The sequence below is a fragment of the Xanthomonas axonopodis pv. maculifoliigardeniae genome, from assembly GCF_041519315.1.
Taxonomy (GTDB): Bacteria; Pseudomonadota; Gammaproteobacteria; order Xanthomonadales; family Xanthomonadaceae; genus Xanthomonas; species Xanthomonas euvesicatoria.
Window position 1 is genome coordinate 212,674 of the sequence record NZ_CP167998.1, and the last position, 26,200, is coordinate 238,873.

25 protein-coding genes and 1 pseudogene are annotated in these 26,200 nt (G+C 67.6%); 19 read left to right on the forward strand and 7 right to left on the reverse strand.

From position 1 onward, the window contains the following. The first annotated feature begins 80 nt into the window (after positions 1–80). From ACDH77_RS00865 to ACDH77_RS00895, 7 genes and pseudogenes are all read left to right on the forward strand, one after another. Positions 81–509: a hotdog fold thioesterase gene (locus tag ACDH77_RS00865; protein WP_011345912.1), complete on the forward strand. Its 429-nt coding sequence runs from the start codon at positions 81–83 to the stop codon at positions 507–509. Between the two features lie 21 nt (positions 510–530). Then, positions 531–1,430, forward strand: a complete 900-nt coding sequence (locus tag ACDH77_RS00870; protein WP_007968095.1) for a lysophospholipid acyltransferase family protein — start codon at positions 531–533, stop codon at positions 1,428–1,430. A gap of 59 nt (positions 1,431–1,489) precedes the next feature. Further along, positions 1,490–2,479: a YheT family hydrolase gene (locus ACDH77_RS00875; protein ID WP_011345914.1), complete on the forward strand. Its 990-nt coding sequence runs from the start codon at positions 1,490–1,492 to the stop codon at positions 2,477–2,479. Further along, positions 2,476–2,710, forward strand: a pseudogene (locus ACDH77_RS00880) (hypothetical protein). Before ACDH77_RS00875 ends, ACDH77_RS00880 begins: the two are co-directional and overlap by 4 nt. 161 nt (positions 2,711–2,871) lie before the next feature. Next, positions 2,872–4,944: a tetratricopeptide repeat protein gene (locus ACDH77_RS00885; RefSeq protein ID WP_031420638.1), complete on the forward strand. Its 2,073-nt coding sequence runs from the start codon at positions 2,872–2,874 to the stop codon at positions 4,942–4,944. Between the two features lie 190 nt (positions 4,945–5,134). Further along, complete coding sequence (locus tag ACDH77_RS00890; RefSeq protein WP_372353676.1) at positions 5,135–5,746, forward strand: YbhB/YbcL family Raf kinase inhibitor-like protein; 612 nt, start codon at positions 5,135–5,137, stop codon at positions 5,744–5,746. A 79-nt stretch (positions 5,747–5,825) separates the two neighbouring features. Then, positions 5,826–6,836: an NAD(P)-dependent alcohol dehydrogenase gene (locus ACDH77_RS00895; RefSeq protein WP_031420641.1), complete on the forward strand. Its 1,011-nt coding sequence runs from the start codon at positions 5,826–5,828 to the stop codon at positions 6,834–6,836. Positions 6,837–6,891: 55 nt separating this feature from the next. Here the strand turns inward: ACDH77_RS00895 and ACDH77_RS00900 are convergent, their stop codons facing one another. Both ACDH77_RS00900 and ACDH77_RS00905 read right to left on the reverse strand, forming a co-directional pair. Next, positions 6,892–7,707: an META domain-containing protein gene (locus tag ACDH77_RS00900; protein WP_031420643.1), complete on the reverse strand. Its 816-nt coding sequence runs from the start codon at positions 7,705–7,707 to the stop codon at positions 6,892–6,894. Between the two features lie 240 nt (positions 7,708–7,947). Continuing rightward, the gene (locus ACDH77_RS00905; protein WP_109290530.1) at positions 7,948–8,745 is read right to left on the reverse strand and encodes an undecaprenyl-diphosphate phosphatase; all 798 of its coding nucleotides are present in this window, start codon (positions 8,743–8,745) and stop codon (positions 7,948–7,950) included. A gap of 221 nt (positions 8,746–8,966) precedes the next feature. Between ACDH77_RS00905 and glnA the strand changes: the two genes are divergently transcribed. The 7 genes from glnA to ACDH77_RS00940 all read left to right on the forward strand — a co-directional run bounded on the left by glnA (position 8,967) and on the right by ACDH77_RS00940 (position 16,861). Continuing rightward, positions 8,967–10,376, forward strand: a complete 1,410-nt coding sequence (gene glnA / locus ACDH77_RS00910; RefSeq protein ID WP_003488480.1) for a type I glutamate--ammonia ligase — start codon at positions 8,967–8,969, stop codon at positions 10,374–10,376. Between the two features lie 273 nt (positions 10,377–10,649). After that, positions 10,650–10,988 carry a P-II family nitrogen regulator gene (locus ACDH77_RS00915; protein WP_002808480.1) on the forward strand — a complete coding sequence of 113 codons (339 nt, stop codon included), beginning with the start codon at positions 10,650–10,652 and terminating at the stop codon, positions 10,986–10,988. A gap of 22 nt (positions 10,989–11,010) precedes the next feature. Further along, on the forward strand, positions 11,011–12,453 hold the full coding sequence (locus ACDH77_RS00920) for an ammonium transporter (protein WP_031420647.1): 1,443 nt from the start codon (positions 11,011–11,013) through the stop codon (positions 12,451–12,453). Positions 12,454–12,717: 264 nt separating this feature from the next. Next, positions 12,718–13,773 (forward strand): two-component system sensor histidine kinase NtrB, encoded by a 1,056-nt coding sequence (locus ACDH77_RS00925; protein WP_008571546.1) that lies wholly within the window; start codon positions 12,718–12,720, stop codon positions 13,771–13,773. After that, entirely contained in the window at positions 13,766–15,193 is a 1,428-nt protein-coding gene (gene ntrC / locus ACDH77_RS00930) for a nitrogen regulation protein NR(I) (RefSeq protein WP_008571547.1), read from the forward strand. Before ACDH77_RS00925 ends, ntrC begins: the two co-directional genes overlap by 8 nt. A 369-nt stretch (positions 15,194–15,562) precedes the next feature. Next, on the forward strand, positions 15,563–16,165 hold the full coding sequence (locus ACDH77_RS00935) for a superoxide dismutase family protein (RefSeq protein WP_011345922.1): 603 nt from the start codon (positions 15,563–15,565) through the stop codon (positions 16,163–16,165). A gap of 48 nt (positions 16,166–16,213) precedes the next feature. After that, entirely contained in the window at positions 16,214–16,861 is a 648-nt protein-coding gene (locus ACDH77_RS00940; RefSeq protein WP_014088999.1) for a superoxide dismutase family protein, read from the forward strand. A gap of 532 nt (positions 16,862–17,393) precedes the next feature. Here ACDH77_RS00940 and ACDH77_RS00945 read toward each other — a convergent pair. Then, positions 17,394–17,831: a VOC family protein gene (locus tag ACDH77_RS00945; RefSeq protein ID WP_372353677.1), complete on the reverse strand. Its 438-nt coding sequence runs from the start codon at positions 17,829–17,831 to the stop codon at positions 17,394–17,396. Then, a complete protein-coding gene (locus ACDH77_RS00950; RefSeq protein ID WP_039417480.1) occupies positions 17,828–18,712 on the reverse strand; it encodes a hypothetical protein in 885 nt (294 codons plus the stop codon). Before ACDH77_RS00950 ends, ACDH77_RS00945 begins: the two co-directional genes overlap by 4 nt. Positions 18,713–18,800: 88 nt before the next feature. Between ACDH77_RS00950 and ACDH77_RS00955 the strand changes: the two genes are divergently transcribed. Continuing rightward, a complete protein-coding gene (locus tag ACDH77_RS00955) occupies positions 18,801–20,096 on the forward strand; it encodes an acetyl-CoA C-acetyltransferase (RefSeq protein WP_218556168.1) in 1,296 nt (431 codons plus the stop codon). A gap of 222 nt (positions 20,097–20,318) precedes the next feature. On the opposite strand, the gene ACDH77_RS00960 is transcribed toward ACDH77_RS00955, so the two are convergent. The 3 genes from ACDH77_RS00960 to ACDH77_RS00970 all read right to left on the reverse strand — a co-directional run bounded on the left by ACDH77_RS00960 (position 20,319) and on the right by ACDH77_RS00970 (position 23,441). Further along, positions 20,319–21,584, reverse strand: a complete 1,266-nt coding sequence (locus ACDH77_RS00960; RefSeq protein WP_372353678.1) for a heme biosynthesis protein HemY — start codon at positions 21,582–21,584, stop codon at positions 20,319–20,321. Next, positions 21,581–22,558, reverse strand: coding sequence for a uroporphyrinogen-III C-methyltransferase (locus ACDH77_RS00965; protein ID WP_372353679.1), 978 nt, complete (start codon positions 22,556–22,558; stop codon positions 21,581–21,583). Before ACDH77_RS00965 ends, ACDH77_RS00960 begins: the two co-directional genes overlap by 4 nt. A 103-nt stretch (positions 22,559–22,661) precedes the next feature. Then, the gene (locus ACDH77_RS00970) at positions 22,662–23,441 is read right to left on the reverse strand and encodes a uroporphyrinogen-III synthase (protein ID WP_008572011.1); all 780 of its coding nucleotides are present in this window, start codon (positions 23,439–23,441) and stop codon (positions 22,662–22,664) included. 203 nt (positions 23,442–23,644) lie between these two features. On the opposite strand from ACDH77_RS00970, the gene ACDH77_RS00975 reads away from it, so the two are divergent. From ACDH77_RS00975 to ACDH77_RS00990, 4 genes are all read left to right on the forward strand, one after another. After that, the gene (locus ACDH77_RS00975) at positions 23,645–24,454 is read left to right on the forward strand and encodes a glycosyltransferase family 25 protein (protein WP_372353680.1); all 810 of its coding nucleotides are present in this window, start codon (positions 23,645–23,647) and stop codon (positions 24,452–24,454) included. Positions 24,455–24,756: 302 nt separating this feature from the next. Continuing rightward, positions 24,757–25,227 carry a YiiD C-terminal domain-containing protein gene (locus ACDH77_RS00980; RefSeq protein ID WP_017156408.1) on the forward strand — a complete coding sequence of 157 codons (471 nt, stop codon included), beginning with the start codon at positions 24,757–24,759 and terminating at the stop codon, positions 25,225–25,227. 28 nt (positions 25,228–25,255) lie between these two features. Further along, positions 25,256–25,678: a hypothetical protein gene (locus ACDH77_RS00985; protein WP_011345931.1), complete on the forward strand. Its 423-nt coding sequence runs from the start codon at positions 25,256–25,258 to the stop codon at positions 25,676–25,678. A gap of 75 nt (positions 25,679–25,753) precedes the next feature. Further along, a complete protein-coding gene (locus tag ACDH77_RS00990; RefSeq protein WP_005912207.1) occupies positions 25,754–26,188 on the forward strand; it encodes a rhodanese-like domain-containing protein in 435 nt (144 codons plus the stop codon). Positions 26,189–26,200: the final 12 nt, after the last annotated feature.

Here is a 26,200-nt window from a genome sequence, read left to right on the forward strand (position 1 = left end):
CTTCCCGCTTCCCGCTTCCCGCTTCCCGCTTCCCGCTTCCCATTCCCCATTCCCCATTCCCCATTCCCCATTCCCAGCCCATGACCTTCCGCGAACCCGTCGATTTAGCCGCCCTCAATGCCGCCAGCCGCGATACCTTGATCGAGCATCTGGGCATCGTCTTTACCGAAGCCGGTGACGATTGGCTGCGCGCCACCATGCCGGTGGATGCGCGCACCAGGCAGCCCTACGGCCTGCTGCACGGTGGCGCCTCGGTGGTGCTGGCCGAAACGCTGGGCAGCAGCGCCGGCAACCTGTGCGTGGATATGTCGACCCAGATCTGCGTGGGGCTGGAGATCAATGCCAATCACCTGCGCGCCGCCACCCAGGGGCTGGTGACCGGCACTGCACGGGCGGTACATGTGGGGCGTAGCACGCATGTCTGGGACATCACCATCGAAAACCCGGCCGGCAAACGCGTCTGTGTGTCGCGATTGACCCTGGCGGTGGTCGCGCGCAGCAATGGCTGAGCTCGCCCGGCAGCGGCATGCATGGAACAGCGTCATCCGCTGCCGGCACTGCGCGGCGGCCACGCTGCTGTCACAATGGTTGCGCCTCCTTCCCCCGTTACCGGTTCCGTTCGTCGAATGAGCGAGTCATCCCTGGACGCCACGCGCGACGCTGGCGGCGCGTTGCGTTGGTTCCGGTACCTCTACCGGGTGCCACTGTTGTTGCTGCATCTGTGTCTCGGCCTGCCGGTCACCATGCTGTGCGTGGTGGTGCCGGCGCTGGCGCGGATCCGGATCGGGCACGACGACACCCTGGAGGAGCGGATGATCCGCTGGTGGCAGGGCACCTTGATGCGCGTGTTCGGCTTCCGCCTGCGCCGCTTCGGAACGCCGCTACCGGGCGCGACCCTGTTCGTGGCCAACCACGTCAGCTGGGTGGATATCTCCATCCTGCACAGCCAGCGCGTGATGGGGTTTGTGGCCAAGCGCGAAATCGCCGGCTGGCCGCTGGTGGGCTGGCTGGCAACCAAGGGCCAGACCATCTTCCACCAGCGCGGCAATACCGAATCGCTGGGCGGGGTGCTGCAGGAAATGCTGCTGCGCCTGCAAAGCGGCAAGCCGGTGGGGGTGTTCCCGGAAGGCCGTACCCGTGGCGGTACCGAAGTGGGCCCGTTCCATGCGCGCATCTTCCAGGCGGCGGTGGAAGCCGGGGTGCCGGTACAGCCGGTGGCGCTGCGGTACGGGCTGCGCGGCAACGCGCAGGCGGTGGTGGCCTTCGGTGAGCGCGAGAGTTTCTTCGCCAATATCGTGCGCCTTCTGGGCGAACCGTCGCGGCTGGCCGAAGTGCATTTTCTCGAGCCGATTCGCGCGCTGGACATCGAAGGCCGCCGTCGCATGGCCGAGACCTCGCGCCAACGGATCGTCGCAGCGATGGAATCCTAGCCGACGATGCGCACGCGCCTCTCCCCTGCGGCCAGCCGCAACGCCGGTGCGATGCGCGCATGAACGCCTCCGATTACTTGCCGCCGCGCTGGCTGCGCAATCCGCACGTGCAATCGGTGCTGGGCAGCAGCGCCTTGCGGCGCATCCGCAGTCGCCAGTTGCTGGCCGCCAGCGGTGCGGTCACCAGCGAACATATCCTCGATGGCGGCGACGGTGTGCGCCTGCAGGGTTGGATGAGCATCCCGCCCGGCGATGCGCCACCGCGCGGCACCGTGCTGTTGCTGCATGGTTGGGAGGGCAGCGCCGATTCCAACTACATGCGCCTGACCGCCGCGCGCCTGCTCGGTCTGGGCTACCAGGTGTTCCGGCTGAACTTCCGCGACCACGGCGGTACCCATCATCTCAATGTGGACCTGTTCCACTCCGACCGCATCGAAGAAGTGGTCAATGCCGCAGGCGATCTGTGGCGGCGTTTTCCTGCGCCGCAGTTGCTGGCTGCAGGGTATTCGCTGGGCGGGAATTTCGCGCTGCGGCTGGCGCTGCGTGCGCCCGCCGCCGGCCTGCCGCTGGCGCGCGTGGCGGCGGTGTGCCCGTTGCTGGACCCGGCCGCCACCATGACCCAGCTGGAGAAGGGCCCGCAGTTCTACGACTGGTACTTCCGCCGTAAATGGCGCGAATCGCTGCTGCGCAAGCGCAAGCTGTTCCCCGAGCAGCACGGGTACGACGACGCCACCCTGGCGCTGGACATGCGCGGGCTGATGGCCTGGCTGGCGGTGAAACACACCGGACACGGCTCGCTGGAAGCGTATTTCGACAGCTACTCGATTGCCGGCCAACGCCTGGCCAACCTGCAGGTGCCGGTCGACATCCTGATGGCCGAAGACGACCCGGTGATTCCGTTCGCCGATTTCGCCGCCTGGCAGTTGCCGGCGCATGCAAAGCTGGAAATCGCACGCTGGGGCGGGCATTGCGGCTTTCTGGAAAACGCCCGCGGCGACGGCTTTGCCGAACGCTGGGTGGCCGAGCGGCTGACCACCGCGCGCGAATGACGCTGAGACGACATCCGTCCGTGGATGCAGTGATCGCCGCTTTGCCAGTGATCGTCGGTTGCGTGAGGGTCTACTTCAGCGCGATCAGCCTCTACACCTGGCCGCAGACCGGGCAGATCCTGTTCCGCTCACGCGCAGGCTGCGCTCTGGCATCTGGGCCAGTTGATGTTTGGGGCGCTCTGCGTGGCCTGCGGCGCGAGCGTGCCGCGTCGGACGTCGGCAAGCGTTTGAACCTCTGGCCGGCGCGAACGATCGATGTGGGTTCGCACCGCCGATAACGCCCATCCTGCACACGGCGCCGGCACAGCGCCAGGCAGCAGCGTGCGTCGCCCATGCAAGCCGCCGCAGCGCGCATCGTTACAATAGCGGTTTGTCCGGGACCCGCCACCGCCATGCAAGACGCCATCCTTCAAGCCCTGCGCCGCAATGCGGCCGACGATGCGGTGGCGCTGGCCCGCGAGTGGGTCACCAACGCGCCCGATCATGCCGGCGCCCACCGCTGGCTGGCGCTTGCGCTGCAGCAGCAAGGGCAGCCGGTGCTGGCACTGGACAGCATCGATACCGCGCTGACGCTGACGCCCGAAGATGCCGACCTGCACCTGCTGCGCGCCGGCGCATTGCTGGCCACGCGCGATCTGTCCGCCGCCGATGCCGCGCTGTCGCGCAGTACCGCGCTGGATCCCAACCAGTTCAATGCCTACGTGATGCAGGCGCATCTGGCGGTGGCACGCGGCGATCTGGACGAGGCCGAGCGGCTGAGCCGCACCGCTGCGCGCCTGGCGCCGGAACACCCGCAATTGCTGGCGGTCGATGGCGTGGTGGAAATGCGCCGCGGCCACAGCGACCGCGCGCTGGCGCTGTTGACCCGCGCTGCCGAGCAGCTGCCCGACGATGCCCGCGTGCTGTTTTCGCTGGGTTTTGCGTATCTGCAGAAGGAGCATTTTGCGTTCGCCGAGCGCGCCTTCGAGCGCGTGATCGAGCTCAATCCGCCGGGCACTGCGCTGCGCGCCTTCATTGCGCAACTGGCCCAACGCCAGGGCCGCCTGGACGATGCACTGGCGGCGATGCAGGGCGTGCTCGAGCAGCCCGGCGGCGATCTGCCGGCCATGCGCCGGCTGGCCGGCGAGATGGAGCTGCAGGCCGGTCGTCCCGATCAGGCCGCCGCGCACCTGCGCCTGGCACTGGCGCACTGGCCGGCCGACCGCCGCACGTTGCACGCGCTGCTCACCGCCTGGGAGCGGCTGGGCGCGGTGGACGATGCGCGCGACACCCTGGATGCGGCACTGGCCACCTCGGCCACGGCGCACGACCTGTGGCTGGCGCGCCTGGCAGTGGAGCCGGTCGGTGGGCCGCAGGCGCAGGCGGTGATCGAGCGCTGGCTGCTGGCCATGCCCGAACACCTGCCGGCGCTGGAAGCGCTGATGCGCGTGCACGACATGCAGGGCCAGGCCGACGAGGCGGAAATGGTGGCGCGCCAGATCGTGGCGGTGGAGCCGGGCCGCATCAGCGGCGAGCAGCGCATCGTCGAAGCCTTGCTGCAACGCGACCCGCCGGCGGCGATCGCCTGCGTCGAATCGTTGATCGAGTCGCTGCCTGCACCGCAGCAGACCGTGCTGCGGCCATGGTTGGGCAATGTGCAGGACCGCGCCGGCCAGCCCGATGCCGCCGTGGGTACCTGGATGCAGTTCCACCGCGAACAGGCCCAGCATCGGTTGCCGCTGCCGCCGCAGGCAGCCAGGCAGCCGACGCAGTGGCCTGCGCTGGGCAGCATTCCCGACACGGTCACCGCGCGCCCGCTGTTCGTGTGGGGCACGCCCGGCTCGCATGTCGAACGCCTGGTCGCGGTGATGGGCGCGGCCACCCCACTGGTGCGTGGCGACCGCTATGGCACCACGCCGCCATCGGATGCGCTGCAGAGCTACCGCACCCTCGAACAGTTGGCCTCTGGCGAATTGGCACCGACGGCGCTGGTGGAAGGCTGGAAGGCGCAACTGCCGCGCCGCGGCATCGACGATGGCAATGTCATCGACTGGTTGCTGTGGTGGGACAACACCTTGCTGACCGCGCTGCGCCCGCATCTGCCCGAGGGCCGGCTGGCGATCGCGTTGCGCGACCCGCGCGACATGTTGCTGGACTGGCTCTCGGCCGGGGCTTCTGCGCCGCTGGCATTGCAATCGCCGCAGCAGGCCACCGACTGGTTGCTGATCGCGCTGGAACAGCTGGCCACGCTGCACGAGCGCGACCTGTACCCCCACCGCATCATCCGGCTGGACGGGATCGAAAACGACCCGCAGGGTATTTCGACGGCCCTGGAGCAGGCGTTCGGGCTGAGCTTCCCGCTGGTCGAACCGCGTGGCCCGGCACGGTTGGCCTCCGGCCGCTGGCGCGATTACCGCGGCGTGCTCGGCGCGCAGTTCGATCTGCTCACCCTGATCGCGGTGCGCTTCGGCTACCCGCAGGACTGAGGCGCCATCAACGCGGTCGCGCCTACGGCAGTTGGGCGTGGCCGCAGTCGCTTCGTCGCATCGTGTGCAGGCGCGGTACGTACGCGGCGGTAAACCCGGCCGAGCGCATCAGAAGGTTCCATCGCGACGTCTTCCGCTGTGGCGCGGACCCAGGCACCCTGATCCGTATCGCTTCCCTCGGAGACCCGCCATGCGTCTGACCAGCAACAGCATCGAAAACGGCAAGCCCATCGCGGTGGAATTTGCCGCCGGCACGCCGGAGGGCTTTGCGCCCAACCGCAATCCGCACCTGGCCTGGAGCGAGGTGCCGGCCGGTACACAGTCGTTTGCGCTGCTGTGCCTGGACCCGGACGTGCCGACCGTGCCCGACACCGTCGGCCGTGACGACGTGCAGATTCCCGTCGAGCAGCCACGCACCGATTTCGTGCATTGGGCCATGGCCGATATCCCCGCCGATGTGCATGAGATTGCGGCGGGCAGCTGCAGCGACGGCTTCGTGGTCAAGGGCAAGCAGCAGCCAGCCGGCCCGGCCGGTGCCCGGCAGGGCCTGAATTCCTACACCCAGTGGTTCGCCGGCAATGCCGACATGGCCGGCCACTACCGTGGCTACGACGGCCCGTACCCGCCGTTCAACGACCTGCGCGTGCACCGGTATTTCTTCCGCGTGTTCGCGCTGGACGTGGCCAAACTCAGCCTGCCCGACAGCTTTACCGCCGCCGATGTGCTGTTGGCGATGCAGGGGCATGTGCTGGCCGAAGCGGCGTTGCACGGCACCTACACGTTGAACCCGTCGCTGCGCTGAGTGATCGCGCCGATGGCGTCGATCGCCCATCCCTTGACGCCAGCCACGTCCGGCCGGCGTCGCAGCACAGGTAATCCCCTTGAAAGCATTCCAGATTGGCAATCAAACCGGCCTTGACAGCCTGGTCGCGGTCCAGATGCCTGAGCCAGTCGCAGGGCCAGGTGAGGTCATCGTCGCTCCGCGGCTGGTCGGCCTGATCAACCGCGACCTGCAGATCCTGAAAGGCACCTACGGCGGCAAGCTTGCGCCCACGCGCGTTCCGGTTGCCGAGGGCGTGGGCATCGTGACCTCCGTCGGTGCTGGTGTCAGCCAGGTCGCGCCAGGCGACCGTGTCGTCAGCGGGCACTTTCCCACCTGGCTGGAGGGCAGGTTCGATGCCGAGATGTTCGCCCACGACCTGGGCGTGACCCACGACGGCTGGCTGGCCGAAAAGGTGTCGCTGCCTGCCAGTGCCCTGATCAAGGTGCCTGCGTCGCTGGAGGACGAGGATGTCGCGGCGCTGGCATCGGCCGCGGTGACCGCCTGGAACGCCCTGGTGGACGTGGCCAGGATCAAGGCCGGCGACCTGGTGCTGTGTCTGGGAACCGGTGGCGTCTCGATGGCCGCGCTCCAGCTGGCCAAGCTGCACGGGGCCCGCGTCGCCATCACCTCGTCCAGCGACGACAAGCTCGAGCTCGCACGCCGCCTGGGCGCCGACATCACCGTCAACTACCGCACCCACCCCGACTGGGCCGAGGCAGTCGTACAGCTGTCCGGCGGCGGCGCGGACGTCATCATCGAGACCGGCGGGCAGGACACCTTGGGGCAGTCGATCAAGGCGGCGGCCGCGAACGCGACCATCGTGGTGATCGGCGTCACCCCCGGGGCGTCTTCGCCCATTCCCGATTACGTGGCGTTGATCCGCAAGAACGTGACCATTCGCGGAATCGCCAACGGCAGCCGGGCGATGTTCGTGGACCTGCTGCGGGCGATCGAGCAGCACCGCATCAAGACCCTGCACAGCAAGACGTTCCGGTTCGATGAGGCGCCCCAGGCCTTGGACTATTTCGCCAAGGCGCAACACGTGGGCAAGGTGCTCATCCAGTTGTGATGCGGGGCGGCGGCGCAGCGTGCCATGCCGTTGCCGGACCCCTACTGCGGCTGCGCTAGCCGCCGGCTTCGATCATCTGGTCGAGCACGTAGACCGGTTTGGCGTCAGGCGCGCTGACGGCCGGGTAGCGGGTCACGCGCAGCAGCGTGCGGATGCCCTCTTCATGGTCGAAACCCTCGATCGTGCCATCGTAGGGCTGCCACGACGTGGCGGCCTCTGTCGCGGCGGCCGCGCCCGGCTCGTGCTCGCGCACTTCCAGGCAGCGGCGCGCAGGGTCCAAAACGCAGGGCACGGTCTCTGCGGCCACCTCGATCAACAGCGTCTGCCCCGGCCCACCATACCGGGTGTCCGCGGTGGGCGTACCGCCGAAGATCAGCACGGTGCCGTCGCTGCGGGTCAGGGTCAGGCCAGGCACGGCTGCCGCGTTGTCCATGACCACTGCAAAGCGCCCGGACAACAGGTCGCTGGCCGCGCGTTCCTGCGCCATCCGGCGTGCATCGGCGCACATCCGCTTGCTCGAGACCACCCGGCCAATCTGCACGTGCGCCTGGGCCACGCTGTAGTTGGCGCCCAGCGCGTTGCAGGTCTGGCTGACCTGGATGCGCTGATCGTCGAAGTCCAGTTGCACTGGCGACACGCCGTCGACGAACAGACTGCGCAAGGCCGTGCCATGCGCATCGCTGGCCTGCTGCAAGTGCCAGTGCTGCGCACGCAGGGCAGCGCGCAACGGGACATTGTCCGTGTCGGGGGGAGCGGTGACCGGTGCCCGCGCAGCAGCGTGGCCGGAGCCGGGTGGGTCCGGCGATGCACCCGACCCGCAGGACGTCACGCCCGCCGCCAGCAATGCAGGGGCGAAGAACACGGCACGCATGCGCAGCTCCCGGTGGTCGATGCGTCAGTGATACCGCCAGCGTGCGCCCGGGGCAATGACCGGCGTCACGACGTGGACGCATCAGAGCCGCCAACCAAGCGACTGCGTCCGATATCCGGCGGGGCGGCGGTTGCCCGCAATCGGCTGGCAGCGCGCGGACGCGGCAGTGCCCAGCGCGTTTGTGTGCGCCCGGCCTGCACGTCGCAGCCATCACGACGTGCAGGCCGGGGCGGTGGAATGTCAGCCCGCCGCCGCCGGCAGCCACAGCAGCAGGGCGGCGCCCAGCAGCATGCGATACACCGCAAACACCGTGAAACGGTGCTTCTTGATATAGCCCAGCAGCCACTTCACCACCACAAAGCCGGTGATGGTCGCCGCCACGAAGGCCACCGCCACGTCGGTCCAGTTTTCGGTGCCGAAACCGCCTTCCTTGTACATCTCCAGCAGCGCGTAGCCGCTGGCCGCAAACATGGTCGGAATGCCCACCATGAACACGAAATCCGCCGCTGCCGAGCGCTTGCTCAGGCCCAGCAGCATCGCGATGAAGATCGTCGAGGCCGAGCGCGACGTACCGGGAAAAACACCGGCCACGACCTGCGCCAGGCCTACGGCGATGGCCACCTTCCAGGTCACCATATCGCGCTCGGGCAGCTTGCCGGCGAAGTGTTCGGCCACCAGCATCCATACCCCGCCGATCAGCAACGCCCAGGCGACCGGTTGGAGCGTTTCGGGCAATTGCCAGCCGGCCTTGCGCACGATCAGCCCGACCACCGCGGTGACCAGGAAGGCGACGCCGACCTTGAGCACGTAGTCGCGGTTGGCGCGCTCGCCCAGGCCGGTGGCCAGGCTCCACAGGCGCTGCCGCAGCGCCAGGCAGATCGCCAGGATCGCGCCGGCCTGGATGACGATATTGAAGAAGTCAGAACGGCGTCCGAGCCATTGTTCGGCGATCAACAGGTGGCCGGTGCTGGAGATCGGCAGGAATTCGGTGAGGCCTTCGAGAATGCCCAACAACAGGGCGGAAATCAGATCGGACATCGGACTGGGCAGGGGTGAGGGAAGCGCCAGGATAGTGCATTGCGGCATGCACCATATCGGTGCGTTCTAGTTTGCTCTTTGCACTTTTACGGTGCGATGCTGGCGGTACAGTCGCGAGCGATGTAAGCAAAATCAAGGGCTTGTGAAGCGCACAGGCTTGGCACGGTCCCTGCTGTAGTACCGCCCACGAGCCACTTAACTCCTGCCTGAGGTTTCTTCCGATGTCCGTGGAAAATGTTGAAAAGCTGATCAAGGACAACAAGGTCGAGTTCGTCGACCTGCGCTTCGTCGATATGCGTGGTGTACAGCAGCACATCACCTTTCCGGTCAATATCATCGAGCCGGCGCTGTTTGAAGAAGGCAAGATGTTCGACGGCAGTTCGATCGCGGGCTGGAAGGGCATCAACGAGTCGGACATGGTGTTGCTGCCGGACGCGGGCACCGCGTATCTGGATCCGTTCTTCGCCGATCCGACCATCGTGCTGACCTGCGACATCCTCGACCCGGCCACCATGCAGAGCTATGAGCGCGACCCGCGCGGCATCGCCAAGCGCGCCGAGGCCTACCTGAAGTCCTCCGGCACCGCAGACCAGGCGTTCTTCGGCCCGGAGCCGGAATTCTTCATCTTCGATTCGGTGCGCTTTGCCAACGACATGGGCCACACCTTCTTCCAGGTGGGTTCGGAAGAGGCGGCCTGGAACACCGGCGAAAAGTACGACGGCGGCAACAGTGGTTACCGCCCGGGCGTGAAGGGCGGCTACTTCCCGGTTCCGCCGACCGACAGCCTGCACGACCTGCGCGCGGAAATGATCAAGACGCTGGAACAGGTCGGCATCGAAACCGAGGTGCACCACCACGAAGTGGCCACTGCCGGCCAGTGCGAGATCGGCACCAAGTTCAGCTCGCTGGTGCAGAAGGCCGACGAACTGCTGACGATGAAGTACATCATCAAGAACGTCGCCTACCGCAACGGCAAGACCGCCACCTTCATGCCCAAGCCCATCGTGGGCGACAACGGCTCGGGCATGCACGTGCACCAGTCGCTGGCCAAGGGCGGCGTCAACCTGTTCACCGGCGACGGCTACGGCGGCCTGTCGCAGCTGGCGCTGTGGTACATCGGCGGCATCTTCAAGCATGCCCGCGCGATCAACGCCTTCGCCAACTCCGGCACCAACAGCTACAAGCGCCTGGTTCCGGGCTTCGAGGCGCCGGTGATGCTGGCCTATTCGGCGCGTAACCGTTCGGCCTCGTGCCGCATTCCGTGGGTCACCAACCCGAAGGCGCGCCGCATCGAAATGCGCTTCCCCGATCCGTTGCAGTCCGGCTACCTGACCTTCACCGCGCTGATGATGGCCGGCCTGGACGGCATCAAGAACCAGATCGACCCGGGCGCCCCGAGCGACAAGGACCTGTACGACCTGCCGCCGGAAGAAGAGAAGCTGATCCCGCAGGTGTGCTCCAGCCTGGACCAGGCCCTGGAAGCGCTGGACAAGGACCGCGAGTTCCTCAAGGCCGGCGGCGTGATGAGCGACGACTTCATCGACGGCTATATCGCGCTGAAGATGCAGGAAGTCACCAAGTTCCGTGCTGCGACCCACCCGTTGGAGTACCAGCTGTACTACGGCAACTGAGTTCCACCGCGGTGATGGCGGAGGCCCCCCTCCCACCTCCGCCATCGCCGCACATGTTCGATCGATCCAGGGCTCCGGCCGTGGATCGCAGGGGTAACGAGAGAGCACATCGTTCGCGGCGCGCGGGCCTGACCTCTCCCACGAGGCGGATGCATGGCATCTGCTGGGGTCCGCGCAATCGCGAACGATCGGATGCCGGGGTGGCATCCAGGTGACTGACACCGCCGGGCGGCGCAATGCCGGCCGGTTCTTTCCTCCATTCGGGGTATGCGCATGAAATTGATCACCGCCATCATCCGGCCGTTCAAGCTCGACGAGGTCCGCGAGGCCTTGTCTGCAGCAGGCGTGTCGGGCATCACCGTGACCGAGGTCAAGGGCTTCGGGCGCCAGAAAGGCCACACCGAGCTGTACCGCGGCGCCGAGTACGTCGTCGACTTCCTGCCCAAGATCAAGATCGAAACGGTGGTCACCGACGACCGTCTGGACGCGGTGGTCGAAGCGATCCAGAACGCCGCCGGCACCGGCAAGATCGGCGACGGCAAGATCTTCGTGACCGCGATCGAGCAGGTGGTGCGCATCCGCACCGGCGAGATCGGCGCCGATGCGCTCTGACCCCACCAGCCCCGGAGTTCGTATGAAGACAGCTCTTTTTGCCGGGTGGAAAGCCCGGTTCTACAGCGTGTGCATGCTGATGCTGTTCAGCGCGCTGATGGTGGGCGGCATGGGCAGCGCGCAGGCGCAGTCCGGTGCGCAGGTCACCCCGTTGCCGACCGAGCCGGTCACCACCGAACCGCTGCCGTCGGCGCAGCCGGCCGCCCCGCCGGCCGCCGTCGCCGAAGCCGCACCGGTGGTGGAAAAGGGCGATGTCGCCTGGATGCTGACCTCCACCTTGCTGGTGCTGCTGATGGTGGTGCCGGGCCTGGCGCTGTTCTACGGCGGCATGGTGCGCGCCAAGAACGTGTTGTCGGTGCTGATCCAGGTGGCGGTGGTGTTCTCGCTGCTGACCGTCCTGTGGGTGCTGTACGGCTATAGCCTGGCGTTCTCCGGCGAAGGCGCGTGGATCGGCAATCTGGACAAGGCGCTGCTCAAGGGCGTCACCATCGAAACCCTGGCGGCGACCTTCACCAAGGGCGTGAGCCTGCCGGAATACGTGTTCGTCGCGTTCCAGGCGACCTTTGCCGGCATCACCGGTGCGCTGATCGTCGGCGCCTTCGCCGAACGCGCCAAGTTCGCTGCGGTGCTGCTGTTCTCGGTGATCTGGTTCACCTTCGGCTACCTGCCGCTAGCGCACATGGTCTGGGCCACCGGCGGGTACCTGTTCGGACTGGGCGCGCTGGATTTCGCCGGTGGCACGGTCGTGCATATCAATGCCGGTGTTGCCGGCCTGGTCGGCGCCTACTTCGTCGGCAAGCGTGCCGGGCTGGGGCGTGAGGCGATTAAGCCGCACAACGTGACCCTGACCTTCGTCGGCGCCTCGCTGCTGTGGGTGGGGTGGTTCGGCTTCAATGCCGGTTCCAACCTGGAAGCCAATGCCGGTGCGGCGCTGGCCTTCCTCAACACCTTGCTGGCTACCGCCGCCGCCATCCTGGGCTGGTCGCTGACCGAGAAGATCATCAAGGGCAAGTCGTCCGCCCTGGGCGTGGCCTCGGGCATGGTGGCCGGCCTGGTCGGCATCACTCCGGCTTGCGGCACCGTGGGTCCGTTCGGCGCGATCGTCATTGGTCTTGCCGCCGGCGTGCTGTGCGTCTGGGGCGTCACCGGCCTGAAGCGCCTGCTGGGCGCCGACGACAGCCTGGACGTGTTCGGCGTGCATGGCCTGGGCGGCATCATCGGTGCCATCCTCACCGGCGTGTTCTCGGCGGCCTCGCTTGGCGGCCAGAAGGGTGGCGATTACGACATCGTGCACCAAGTCGGTATCCAGGCCCTGGGCGTAGGCATCACCGTGGGCTGGATCGGCGTGGTGTCGGTGGTCGGGTTCCTGGTGGCCAAGCTGGTGTTCGGCCTGCGCGTCAGCGAAGAAGCCGAGCGCGAGGGCCTGGACATCACCTCCCACGGTGAAGCTGCGTACGAGTCCTGAGCATGCACACCCGCGGCCGCGCTGCCGCGGGTGGCGCCCTGACCCGGCCGGGACCGCCCAGCCGGGTCCGTTTTCCCCCGCCGCCCGTTGGGCGCGGAACCACTGCCGAGGTGCCTGCATGACCAGCCCCACGCCCGTGACTGCCGGCGCGGATGCACGCTGGATCGGTGCGACCCGCCGCCGTCCGGCCTCCATGGTGTCTCCGTACGCTTCGCTTCGCGCGACATCGATGCAAGGCGCTGCCGTTTGCACTAAATTGGTGCAATGGTGACGTCCTCTTCCATGCCATCACTGGACAGCCTGGGCACACCGGTCGCCTGGGCCGACCGCGAGGGCCGCGTGCTGGGCGTCAACCCGGCGTTCGCGCGCTGGCTCGGGGTCAGTGCACGGCGATTGGTCGAACAGCCATTGGCCGCGCTGGAAGTGCAGGGCGACGCGTTGGCGCGCTTCCTGCTCAATGACGAACGCGACGTACTGCGCCTGCACCGGCTGGCGCTGGGCCTGCCCAACGATGCGCCGCGTTTTGCCGAAGGCTGGCTGTCGCGGCTGGACGATGGCGGCTGGCTGCTGGAAACCCACCCGGTCGACGAATTTCCCGCGCTCGATCCCACCCACGCCCTGCCCAATGCCTTGAGCGCTGCGCTGAAAGGGTTGGCGCACGAGCTGCGTAACCCGCTGGCCGGGCTCAAGGGCGCCGCGCAGCTGCTGGCGCGCCGCGCGGCCGGGCGCGACGAAGACGAGCGCGAGCTGATCGAGCTGATCGGCACCGAGATCGAGCGCCTCAACACCCTGCTCGAACGGCTGCTCTCGCCCACCCCGGCGCGCCCGCACGACCGCCTCAACATCCATGTCGTGCTCGAACGCGTGCTACGCCTGGCCGAAGCTGAAGGCGGCTGGTCGGTGCAGGTGCAGCGCGACTACGACCCCAGCATTCCCGACATTCTGGGCGATGGCGACCGCCTGACCCAGGCGGTGTGGAACCTGGTGCGCAACGCCTTCCAGGCCGGCGCCACACGCGTGACGCTGCGCACCCGCGTGGAGCATGGCCAGCGCATCCGCGACCGCGTGCATGCGATGTCGCTGCGGCTGGAAATCATCGACGACGGCGGCGGCGTGCCGGAAGAACTGGCCGAGCACCTGTTTCTGCCACTGGTCAGTGGCCGTGCCGAAGGCAGCGGTCTGGGCCTGGCGCTGGCCCAGCAGGTTTCGCGCGAGCACCACGGCACGCTGACCTATCGCTCGCGTCCGGGCCATACCGTTTTCACCCTGCTGCTGCCCGAGCTGGCCGGCGATCACGACAAGGAGCAACCGCATGGCTGAGGCCGCCGCCGTATCCCATATCTGGGTGGTCGACGACGACCGGTCGGTCCGTTTCGTGCTGTCCACCGCCTTGCGCGATGCCGGCTATGCCGTAGACGGCTTCGACAGCGCCGCCGCCGCGCTGCAGGCGCTCGCCATGCGGCCCACGCCGGATTTGCTGTTCACCGACGTGCGCATGCCCGGCGAAGACGGCCTGACCCTGCTCGACAAACTCAAATCCAAACACCCGCACTTGCCGGTGATCGTGATGTCGGCCTATACCGACGTTGCCAGCACCGCCGGCGCCTTCCGCGGCGGCGCGCACGAGTTCCTGTCCAAGCCGTTCGACCTGGACGACGCGGTGGCACTGGCCGCACGCGCGCTGCCGGACGCCGATGCCGGCGTCGAAGAAATCGTCGCCACGCGGCTGGCCGAGGGCTCGGCTTCGCTGATCGGCGACACGCCCGCGATGCAGGCCTTGTTCCGCGCGATCGGGCGCCTGGCGCAGGCGCCGCTGTCGGTGCTGATCAATGGCGAAACCGGTACCGGCAAGGAGCTGGTCGCGCGCGCGCTGCACAACGAATCCCCGCGCGCGCGCAAACCCTTCGTCGCGCTCAACACCGCCGCCATCCCGGCCGAATTGCTGGAAAGCGAATTGTTCGGCCACGAAACCGGCGCCTTTACCGGGGCGACCAAACGGCATATCGGCCGCTTCGAACAGGCCGATGGCGGCACGCTGTTTCTGGACGAAATCGGCGACATGCCGTTGCCGCTGCAGACCCGCCTGCTGCGCGTGTTGGCAGAGAACGAATTCTTCCGCGTCGGTGGGCGCGAATTGATCCGCGTCGATGTGCGCGTGATTGCCGCCACCCACCAGGACCTGGAAGCGCTGGTCGAACAAGGCCGCTTTCGCGCCGATCTGCTGCACCGCCTGGATGTGGTGCGCCTGCAATTGCCGCCGCTGCGCGAACGGCGCGGCGACATCGCGCAACTGGCCGAAAATTTCCTGGCCATGGCCGGGCGCAAGCTCGACATGCTGCCCAAGCGGCTCTCGTCGGCCGCGCTGGAAGACCTGCGCCAGTACGACTGGCCCGGCAACGTGCGCGAACTGGAAAACGTGTGCTGGCGCTTGGCGGCGCTGGCGACCTCGGACATCATCGACGTGGTCGACGTGGACGCCGCATTGGCGCGCGGCGGCCGGCGTCACCGCAGCGGCCGCAGCGACGGGCAGTGGGACGACATGCTTTCCAGCTGGGCCGCGCAACGCCTGAGCGAAGGTGCCCAGGGCCTGCACGCCGAAGCGCGCGAGCGCCTGGACAGGACCTTGCTCGAAGCGGCCCTGCAACTCACCCAGGGCCGTCGCGCCGAAGCTGCTGCCCGCCTGGGACTGGGCCGCAACACGGTCACCCGCAAACTCGGCCCGGGGCGCAAACGCCGCTGATCTGGGGCCAACGCCCCTCGCCGATGGGGACGGGGTTGGGGCGAGGGTGCCTGTGCCGATGAAAGCGCGAGTGCACGCGCACCTATCCAACGATGCCTTGATCGAGCCGAGGCTGCCCGACAGTGCCCGCGGCAAGCATTGATGCGTGGTACGCCGCCGCATGCGGCGCTGTCGATGACGCCACCGCAACCCTGCCGTGCCGACGCCGTCGTCCGGGCAGTCACGCAGCGTGCCCGGCGCCTCGCACACCATCCGACAGGCCGACCCGGCACACCGACCCCGTACACTCCTGTGCCGCCAGCAGGCCCATTTCATGACACGTGAACATGCGCCCGCATAGGTTTCCAGCCTGATCAGGAGAACTGCTCGATGCGTTACCGGTCGCCCACGATCGTTGCCCTCACCGCGCTGGCGCTGGCCGCCTGCAGCAGCACGCCACCGCCGCCCAAGGCGCCTCCGCCGCCAGCGGCGCGGATCGTGCCTGCGCGACCGGTGCAGCAAGCCGAGGCCGCGCTGGCTTCGGCCTCGGGCAGCCTGGTCAGCGGCCGGGTGGTGCTGGTGCCGGCGCTGCAGGGCATCCGCCTCACCGGCACCATCGGCGGCCTGCGTCCGGGCGGTGTGTCCGGATTCCATGTGCACGAACGCGGCGATTGCAGCGCGGCCGATGCCAGCAGCGCAGGCGCGCATTTCAACCCGGGTGGCGCGCCGCACGGGCGTGCCGGTGGCGGCGCGCATCATCTGGGCGACATGGACAATCTGCGTGCAGACGCCGAAGGCGTGGTGCATCTGGACATGATTCTGTCCGGCATCAGTCTGGGCGATGGCGCCCCGACCGACGTGGTCGGCAAGTCGCTGATCGTGCATGCCGACCCCGACGACTATCGCAGCCAGCCCAGCGGCAATGCCGGTGCGCGCCTGGCCTGCGGCGTCATTCGCGTCACCCAATGGGGCACGCCCCCTTCGCAGCCCTGAGTCGGGGCGTCAACGGCTGCAGTTGCGGCCTTTCTTCAGGAGTACTCCATGCGCATTGTTCCGACCACCTTGTTTCTGGCCACCGCCCTGGTGCTGACCGCGTGCAAGCGCGAGGAACCAGCGCCGGCCGAGCCGGCACCCGCACCGCAGGCCAGCACGCCGGCCGAAGCGGCGCACGGTGGCGAACATGCCGCCTCCATGGTCACCGAGGCGGCGGCCACCACCACCGCAACCGCCGAGCTCAAGCCGACCAAGGGCAATGACGTCAAAGGCACGGTGACGTTCAAGACCGTCGACGGTGCGCTCCGCGTCACCGGCCAGCTCAGCGGCCTCAAGCCCAATACCGAGCACGGCTTCCACATCCACGAAAAGGGCGATTGCAGCGCGCCGGACGGCAGCAGCGCCGGCGGTCACTTCAACCCGTCCCAGTCCGATCATGGCAACGTCAGCACCGAGCCGCACCATGGTGGCGACATGCCCAACATCACCGCCGACGCGCAGGGTAATGCCAGCATCGACGGCCCGGTCTCCAGCAACGTCAACCTCGGCAAGGCCGACCAGTTCGATATCGCCGGCCACGCGGTGATCGTGCATGCCGACGCAGACGACTACAAAACCCAGCCCACCGGCAACGCGGGCGGCCGCCTGGCTTGCGGCGTGATCACCACCGACAACGCGCAGGCGGCGACCAAGTAAGCGCTCCGCGACCGTTGTCGATGCACGGCAACGGTTGAATACGACGACGTTGCGGGCGATGTCGGCCGACCGGCCGGTGGACATGCAGGCAGCGCTGCAGCTCACACACCAACGCCGCGGCGACAGCGCCGCGGCGTTTGCGTAGGCGCGAGGTGCAGCGTCCAACCTTCGCTCCGATCGCGATATGGCGCACACATGGGTGCATGCGCCTGGATGCGGCAGCTTGCCGATGCCGTAAGCGCGAGCCGTGCGCATCCAACGCAGCCATTGTCGAACGAACGCCGCAAACGCCGTCTTCCACTGCCCCTTGCGATCACCCGGTGATGCGCTTGCCAGCGGTCATTGTGCGTAGGCAGACGCGGTGCTTGTCAAAAGCCGCTCGGGCCAGGCCCAATCGGGCACGCGAACAGTTCGCTTGGGGCAGTGCACGCTGTTCGAGGAGATCGAACCGGTGGCATCCAGCCCGCCAATCGCGCGACAACCTCAGGTGTTGATCGATCACGGCAAATGCGGCTCACCGCGCAGCGATCACTCAATAATTCGCCCACAACCCCGGTGTCGCCAATTCCAGCAAATGCGCATCGGGATCGCGGAAGTAAATGCTTTGCCCGCCGCCCGGCCATTGCGTACGGCCTTCGATGGCGACCCCGCAGGCATGCAGGTGATTTTCCCAGCCGGTCAGGGCATCGCTTGCGACCGCCAGTGCGAAATGCTGGCGCCCGTTGCCGTCATGCGGCGGAATCGTGCCGCCTGGCAGCGTGACCGTCGCCGAGGTGCTGCCTTGCAGGAACAGCAACAAGACCTGCCCAGGCGCGATGGCGTAGGCGGCCATGCGCGTATCGCGGTGCATCGGTTGCAACCCCAGCACGCGCGCGTAGAAGGCGCATGCGCGCTCCAGGTCCGCAACATACACGCCGGTCTCCAGCACGCCCTGCAGCGCGGGGGGCAAGGCCGCCGGCGTCTGGCTCACGCCGCCAGCGCCTGCCGCGGATCCTGGCCCGGCTCGATATGCACGTACAGCACGGGCAGCCCATGCGCTTCCAGCACGGCGGCCATCTGCCGCTGGCGTGCCAGATAGTGCTCATAGACGCCGCGCAGGCGTTCGCAATCTTCGCGGTCGTGCGCGTAGTAATCGCACCAGCCTGCGGGATCGAACAAGGCGATACGCACTTCGCCATCGATGTAGCGCAACACCGGCTCGGGGGGCTGCTCCAGCCACTCTTCGGTGTGCGGCGCCAGCAGTGCGGCTTCGATCAGCGGCCACAGCGGCGCCAGGCCCTGATTGTCGTACTGCATCGACATCATCGCCGCCAGATCGTTGGCGGTGAGATACCGCGCATGCTCGATGCGGGCGCCGAAGCTTTCCTGCGCCAGCAACGCGGTATCGGCCTGCGCCATTCCCTGGGCCAGCAGCACTTCCTCCATGGCGTCGGCCACGCCGGCAACCGTGTGCGGGTCGCCCGACAGCAGGAACGGCAACACGCGCAACCCACCGCCGGCCAGTTGCGCATCGGCCTGGAACGGCAGCGGGATCTCGCCTTGCGCGTCGGCACCGAAGGCCAGCACCCGCGGGCCCTGGTCGCGCCCCGGTGCACGCGCCTGCAGCTCTTCCAGGCGCCGATGCAGCGGCCAGCCCGGCCGCAACACTTCGGACGGATCGAAATGCGCCAACGCCACGCTCAATTCCAGATCGCGGACTTCCGGGATCCATTGCGCCAGGTCGCGGCCGATGCGTTCGGCCAGCATGCCGGCCTGCGCCGGCGCCAAGGCGCCGCGCTCGGGGGCGCTTCCGCCGGTCAATTCCAGCGCCAGCACACCCATGGCGGTTACGCCGTGTTCGGTCTTGCTCATGATTCGCGGTTGGCCCATCACGGGGTCGAAGCTACACTGCGGCCATTATGCCTGCCGGCCCTGTGCAGGCCATGTCCCCGAGTCCTCCATGCCAGGTCAACCGATGCCCGCAGCCCGTCCCGTCGCCATTTTGGGCGGCGTTCGTATCCCGTTCTGTCGTCAGAACACCGCGTACGCGGATGTGGGCAACCTGGGCATGTCGGTGCGCACGCTGGGCGCGTTGGTCGAGCGCTTCGGGTTGCATGGGCAGCAATTGGGCGAAGTGGCGATGGGCGCGGTGATCAAGCATTCCGCTGACTGGAACCTGGCGCGCGAGGCGGCGCTGTCGTCGGGTCTGTCGCCGCTGACGCCGGGCATCACCCTGCAGCGCGCCTGCGGCACCAGCCTGGATTCGGTGATCACCATCGCCAACAAGATCGCGCTGGGGCAGATCGACTCGGGCATCGGCGGCGGCTCTGACACCACCTCCGAAGTGCCGATCGTGTACGGCAAGAAGTTGCGCGCACGGCTGCTGGCCGCCAACCGTGCCAAGGCCACCGGCGACAAGCTCAGGGCGCTGCTGCGCGGCTTCAAGCTGGCCGAGCTCAAGCCCGAATTCCCCGGCGTGGCCGAGCCGCGCACCGGCAAGAGCATGGGCGACCACTGCGAAGACATGGCCAAGGAATGGAACATCTCGCGCGATTCGCAGGACGAATGGGCGGTGGCTTCGCACCACAAGCTGGCCGCTGCCTATGAGCGCGGTTTCTTCGACTCGCTGATTGCGCCGTTCCGCGGCATCTCGCGCGACAACATCCTGCGCGCGGACACCTCGCTGGAAAAACTCGCCACGCTACGCCCGGCCTTCGACAAGACCTCTGGCCGCGGCACGTTGACCGCCGCCAATTCCACCCCGCTCACCGATGGCGCCGCCGCGGTGCTGCTCTCCAGCGAAGCCTGGGCGCTGGCGCATGGCCACACGCCGATGGCCTACCTGCGCGATGCACAGGTGGCGGCAGTCGACTTCGTGCATGGCGAAGGCCTGCTGATGGCGCCCACCATCGCGGTGCCGCAGATGCTGGCGCGTCAGGGCCTGACCCTGCAGGATTTCGACATCTACGAAATCCACGAGGCCTTCGCCGCGCAGGTGCTGTGCACGTTGCGTGCCTGGGAGAGCGAGGATTACTGCCGCAATCGCCTCGGGCTGGATGCGCCGCTGGGACGCATCGACCCGGACAAGATCAATCCGCTGGGCTCGTCGCTGGCCACCGGCCATCCGTTCGCCGCCACTGGCGCACGCGTGGTGGCCACGGCCGCCAAACAGCTGGAAGAGCGCGGCGGCGGCCGTGCATTGATTTCGATCTGCACCGCCGGCGGCATGGGCGTGGTGGCGATCGTCGAGCGCTGATGCCGTGGTGCGGTACGGGATTGCGCATTCGGGATTGGGGATTTGCAGAAGCGGCAGTTGAATTCTGCCGTTGCGGGTCCGCCATCCTTAATTCCATCGCTGTATGGCTAACAATGCGACGTCAGCTTCTTCGATGAAGCAGATGGCCGCTTGGCGCGCATTGGCCCCGTTCGCGGGAGTGCAGTGCGGCGGTAAGCACATCGCATACCGCCGCTGTCCCGACTACAGAATGCGATCGTCCGCTGCGTGCGGATCGACTGGCGCCGGGTCGTACGTAGTGACGATCGGCCCGCGCAACGACTGCTGTGGCATGCCGTCGCGTACCGGTTCGCCGCGTGCGGCGCGCAAGGCGTTGGCGTAGCAATGCTGTGCCGACAGCAGGTCGCCGGAGGCGGCAAACCCGTGTCCCAGCTCTTCCCAGGCCTCGCTGCCGGCGCCGCTTGCGATGGCGCGATGCAGGAATTCCTCGGCCTGCGACCACTGCTGTTGATGACGCGCGAGCCGCGCCAGTGTCAGCAACAGCCCTGGGCTGTCGGGATATTGGGTCAGCCAGCGTTGCGCGCTGGCGCGGCGCGAATCGTATTTTTCCAGCGGCAGCACGCCGTACAGGCGTACCAGCGATTCGTCCCATTGCGCGTCCAGCGCCTGCTCCAGGCTGTGCACGGCGGCATCGTCCCAATGCAGCACGGCCGCACGTTGCGCGTAGGCGCCAACCACTGCCGGAGCGGTGCGTAATGTCTTGGGCAATGCTTCCCAGCGCTCGGCCAGTGCATTGGCGTCGCTGGCCTGCAACAGGGTCTGCTCGGCCAGCGTCGCTTCCAGCGTGCTGTAGGCATCGGGCGCCAAGACCGCCTGCTGACGCAGGGCACCGAGCTGGCCATAGGCTTCGTCGGCGCGACCGATCTGCGCCAGGGCGTGGGTGCGCAACAGCAGGCCGCGTGCCGGCAACGGCTGCGCGTTGGCGCTATCCAGTGCATTGATCGCATCGACCGGGCGCTGGCGCGCCAGGTGCCGCTCGCCCTGCAACAGCGCATAGCCTGTCGGGTCGCGCTCGGCCAGTTGCTTTGCCAGTGCCGTGGCCGCCGCCTCGTCGCCGCGCGCATCGGCCACGCGCACCGCGCTGGCCAGGGCAATGCCGCTGACCTCATCGTCTTCGCTGGCACTGACCAGCAGCCGCTCGGCGCGCTGCCATTGGCCATGATCGGCAGCGCGCAGGCCTTCGATCAAACGCGCACGGCCCTTGTTGCGGCGGTACTTGCCCCACACGCGGAACGGCAGGCTGATCAACGTCCAGAGCAGCCACAGCACCAGCAATGCGATCAGCAGGATCAGCACCGCCTGCGGCATCGCGGCGTGATAGTCGTTGCCCCCCACACTGACAACGACGTTGCCCAGGTCGTAACTGTTCTGATGCGACAGCCACTGTGCGCCAAGCACGCCCAGCGCCACGGCAATCAGCAGGATCAAGACGGTACGCAACACTTTCATTGGGTGGATCTCCCTTCACGCATGGCCTGCAGTTGCAGCAGGGTGGTGCCCAGTTCCGGCAGGCGCGGACGCAGTGGCGCTTGTTGCAGGCTGCGCAAGCGTGCACGCAGCTGACGACGTTGCGGCGAATCCGGCCAGAGCCGGGTGGTCCAGGTCTCCACGCGGCGCAGCGATTGCACAAAACCGGCGGCATCGCCACGTTCCGCGGCGGCGCGGGCCAGGCTGATTTCGATCTGCACTGCATCGCGCGCAGCACGCCGGTCGCCGCCGGTCAGCAAGGCGTCGCCGCGGCTGGGGCGGATGTCCACCAGCGGCGCCAGCGCTTTTTGCCACCACGGTTGCGCCGCGGCGCTGGCCTGTGCGGTCTGTTCCGGCAGGCGCTGCAACTCGGCGGCCAAGGTGTCCAGATTCTTGCCCGCCTCCGCCTGCGGGCCGGCCCCCAGACGCTCCAGCGCATCGCGTTCCTGCACCAATGCCTGACGCAGATTGAGGTAACCGGGGTCGTCGATGCCGTTGAGTGCGCCGTTGGCCAGCGCATAGGCGCGCCGCGCGCCATCGGCATCGCCGGCGATACTCAGGCGCTGCTGGCCAAGCCGCAGCAGCAGCTCCACTTCATCCAGGCGCAGCGCCTGTGCGCCATGACGGTTGGGGTCGGCCAGCTTTTGCACGGTGTCTTCGAGCAACGCGCTGCGCTGACTCAAGCCCAGCATCTCGTCGCGCAGGACGCGGTTGGTGGCCGCCGCGTCCTGCAGACGCTCGTTGGCCAGGCGCTGATCGCGGCGCAGCGTCTCCAGCATCTGCTGGGTGCCGTCCCAGCGTTGCTGCTGCGCCTGCGCGGCCTGCAGCTGCGTTGCCTGATAGTTCTGCCACGCGCGCCAGCCCAGGAACAGCGCCACGCCCACGGCCGCCACGGCGACGACAAGCAGCAGCCATGCCAAGGGAAAGCGTCGCGCAGGAGCGGGCATTTCGGTCATTCGGACATCCTCGGGCAGTCACGACCGGCGCAGGCGCCGCAGTCATCGCACACAGCATGGCGTGCAGCGCCGGACGGCGGCAAGCTGTGCTTGAGTTCGCAGTTCAGCAAGGTCGTGGTGGTGTCATGATTGCCGCCTCAGCAGCAGCGGCGAGCTGCTGCGGCAACGGGCCTGCTGCGCGCATGCCATGCACGAAACCGGCTGCACGTGCGGCGTCGAGCATGCGATCGCTGGATGCCACTACCGGACGCTGTTGCCACGCAGCGACCAGTTCGGCAGGCAGCTGTTGCAGAACCAGCGTCAGCGCTTCGGCGCTACTGAGCGCCAGCACGCTGCGCGGCAGTGCAAGCGACAACGCCTGGATGGACGAGGCGCGCAAGCGCAGCGGGACGCGTCGATAGACATCGGCACGCACGATGCGTGCACCGCGCTGCTGCAACGTTGGCGCCAGCATGCCGCGCCCGCCGGGGGCAGTGATCAGCCCGACGGCCTGTAACGGTGCCTGCAGCAGCGGCAGCGCAAGCAGGCCTTCGCTGTCCATGCGCGCCGGCCGCACCACGCTGTCGATGCCGCAGGCGTGCAATGCGCGCGCAGTGCCGTCGCCCACGCTGACCCAGTGCGCCTGCGCCGGGCGCTGCAGCGGCGCCAGACGATGCGCTGCCTGCACCGCGGCCGGGCTGGTGAAAATCGCAATCGGCGCTGCCAGCGCCTGCCGCAGCGCGTCTCGCGCCTGTGCGGTGTCATGGGTCTGCAGGCGCCATGGCGACAGCGCAAGTACCCGTCCGCCATGCCGCGCAACTGCCCGCCGCAACGGCGCATGTTCACCGCTGGGGCGCAGCGAGATCAGGGTCCAGGCAGCGTCGGGATGGGCAAGGCCGGTCATGAGGTGATTATGCGAGAGCGTGGGTCACCTGCGGCCCACTGTCGCCGCATCCGGGGATGCCAGTACGAATCGATGGCGCAATGCCGGCAGCCGGAGCGATGGTTCGGCAGCCTGACTGACGCCCTTCGACTCGATCCGGAACCTCTTGCAACCGCTGGGAATCCGGTCACGATCCTGGCCGACAACCGTGCTGGAGCGGCGAAGTGATCAAGTCCTACCTTATCAACATGCAGCGCAGCGGCGACCGGTTGCAGGCCATGTCGGCGCGCTTCGATGCGCTGGGCCTGCCGTTCGAGCGCATTGCTGCCATCGATGGCGCCACGTTGACGGACGAGCAGATCGCCCACTTCGTACGCGAGCGCCCGTTGGAAGGGTCGGGCGATGCCTTCAGCGCCGGCCCGCGCAAGTGGACGGCGTCCAACATCGGCTGCTTTCTCAGTCACCAGGCAGCGTGGCGCATTGCGGCCGATTCCGACGACGCCTACACGGCGATTTTCGAAGACGACATGCATCTGTCCGATGCGCTGCCGGCGTTGCTGGGCAGCACCGATTGGCTACCGGGTGGCCGCAGCATCGTGCGGCTGGAGCCGTCCTACAACCGCATCAAACTCGATGCCAAGGTGGCGGATGTCGCCGGACGCCAACTGCGCCTGGTGCGGCCATCGACGTATCAGCATTGCTGGCCGGTATGCGCCGGCGCGCTGATCATCAGCAGGGATGCGGCGCGATTGCTGCTGGCTGCGAAGGCGCGCTGGCACACCATGGCCGATATCTTTTTGTTCGGCTGGAACGAGTCGCCGGTGGCGCACCAGTTGTCCACCTATCAGCTCTCGCCGGCTGCGTGCATCCAGGACAAATTCTTCCATGCAGCTGCGGAAAACATCGTGTTTACCAGCACCATCGATGCGCCGCTGACGCGCGCACAGAAGCAGCGCAGCACGCATTGGAAAGCCAAGGCCACCGCGCTGTTGCGGGTGGCGCAGGGCTATCGAAAGGTGGTCTTTGCACCTTAGCGTGGCAAACAAGCACTCGCGCGCAGGCGTCGGTCGTGCCGGGCGGTTTGATGCATGGCGCGCTATCTGCAACGCCACCGGCAGGCATCGTGGCGGATACCGCGTGCTGACCGAGCGCGTGATCCGGGCTGGGCCAAGGCATCGAAAAGGTTGTTGCATGCGGCCAGCGCGATGCCGGCCCACACATCGCACGTGGCGATGACTGCATTCACCATGCGGTACCGCATGTCATGCAGGTGCACAAGACGCTCGCAGAACATTGCGGCATGATGCCGCCCTTCGCCGTCTTTCAGTCTTTGCCGATGACTCCTTCGTGCACGCTCGCATCCGCCCTGCAGTCGCTGCAGCAGCAGTTCATCGCCATGCCGCCGGTCCTGTCGATGGGCATTGCCGTGGACGGTCTGCACGATGGTGCGTTGCGCCTGCGGGCGCCGCTGCAGGCCAACGTCAACGACAAGGCCAATGCGTTCGGCGGCAGCCTGGCCTCGCTGATGACGCTGGCCAGCTGGGGGTGGCTGACCCTGCAGCTGCAATTGGCTGGGCACCACGCCGATGTCTACGTTGCAGACAGCCAGCTGCGCTATGTCGCGCCGGTGTACGAAGACCTGGTCGCCAATGCCGAGCCGTCCGAGTTGGGAAGCTGGGAGGCCTTTCTGGCGACGTTCCGGCAGCGTGGCAAGGCGCGCATCGGCATGCGCGCGCAGATCGCACTGGGCTCCGGTGCCGCCGCGGCCACGTTGAGCGGGCGCTTCGTGGCGTTTCCAAAACGGTAGGATGCCGGCTGGATCCGGGGGAATACGCATGCGTGCAGTCATTACAACGATCGTGCTGCTTGGGCTGGCACTGCTGAGCGGGGTGGCCAATGCCGGCAGCCGTGCCCAGGCGCGGGCGCTGGAAACCATCCAGGCCGCCTACACGGCCGCCGTGCGCTGGAACGATTTCGATGCCGCGCAGGGCTTCGTCGAGCCGGCCTATGCCCAGGCGCATCCGCTCAGCGACCTGGAACGTTCGCGCTACGAGCAGGTGCAGATTTCCGGCTACCGCGAGGTGCGCGTGGGCCAAGACCCCAATGGCGACCTGCGGCGCGAGGTCGAGTTGCGGGTGATCAACCGCAATACCCAGGCCGAACGGCTGGTGCGCAGCATCGAGATCTGGCGCTGGAATCCCGAGCAGAAGCGCTGGTGGCTGGCCAGCGGCCTGCCCGACCTGTGGAAGGGCCAGTAGCCTGGCCCCTGCGCGCCGGGCGTCGCGTGCGCCAGCTGTGCGACAATTCCCGCCCGCTCGACTGACCCTGACCCCGTGAATTTCGAAGAGCTGCAGGCCTTTGTCGGCCGCAACCCCATGTTGTCGCTGGCCCTGGTGGGCCTGACCATCGCCCTGATCGTCACCGAGGTCGCGCGCCTGTTCCGCGGCTATCGCGCGCTCAAGCCGGCCGAGCTGACCCGTCTGATCAACAGCGAAAATGCGCTGGTGATCGACCTGTCGCCCACTGCCGACTTCGAAAAAGGCCACATCGCCGGCAGCCGGAACGTGGCGCTGGCCAAGTTCGACCCGGCCGGCAAGCTATTGGCCAACGCCAAGGCCTCGCCGGTGGTGGTGGTGTGCCGCAGCGGCACCACCTCCGCCGGTGCAGCCAAGACGCTGAAGAAAGCTGGTTTCGAACAGGTGTACTGGCTCGAAGGCGGCGTGGCCGCCTGGCAGATGGCCGAGCTGCCACTGATCAAGGGCCGCTGATCCGCCTTGTGC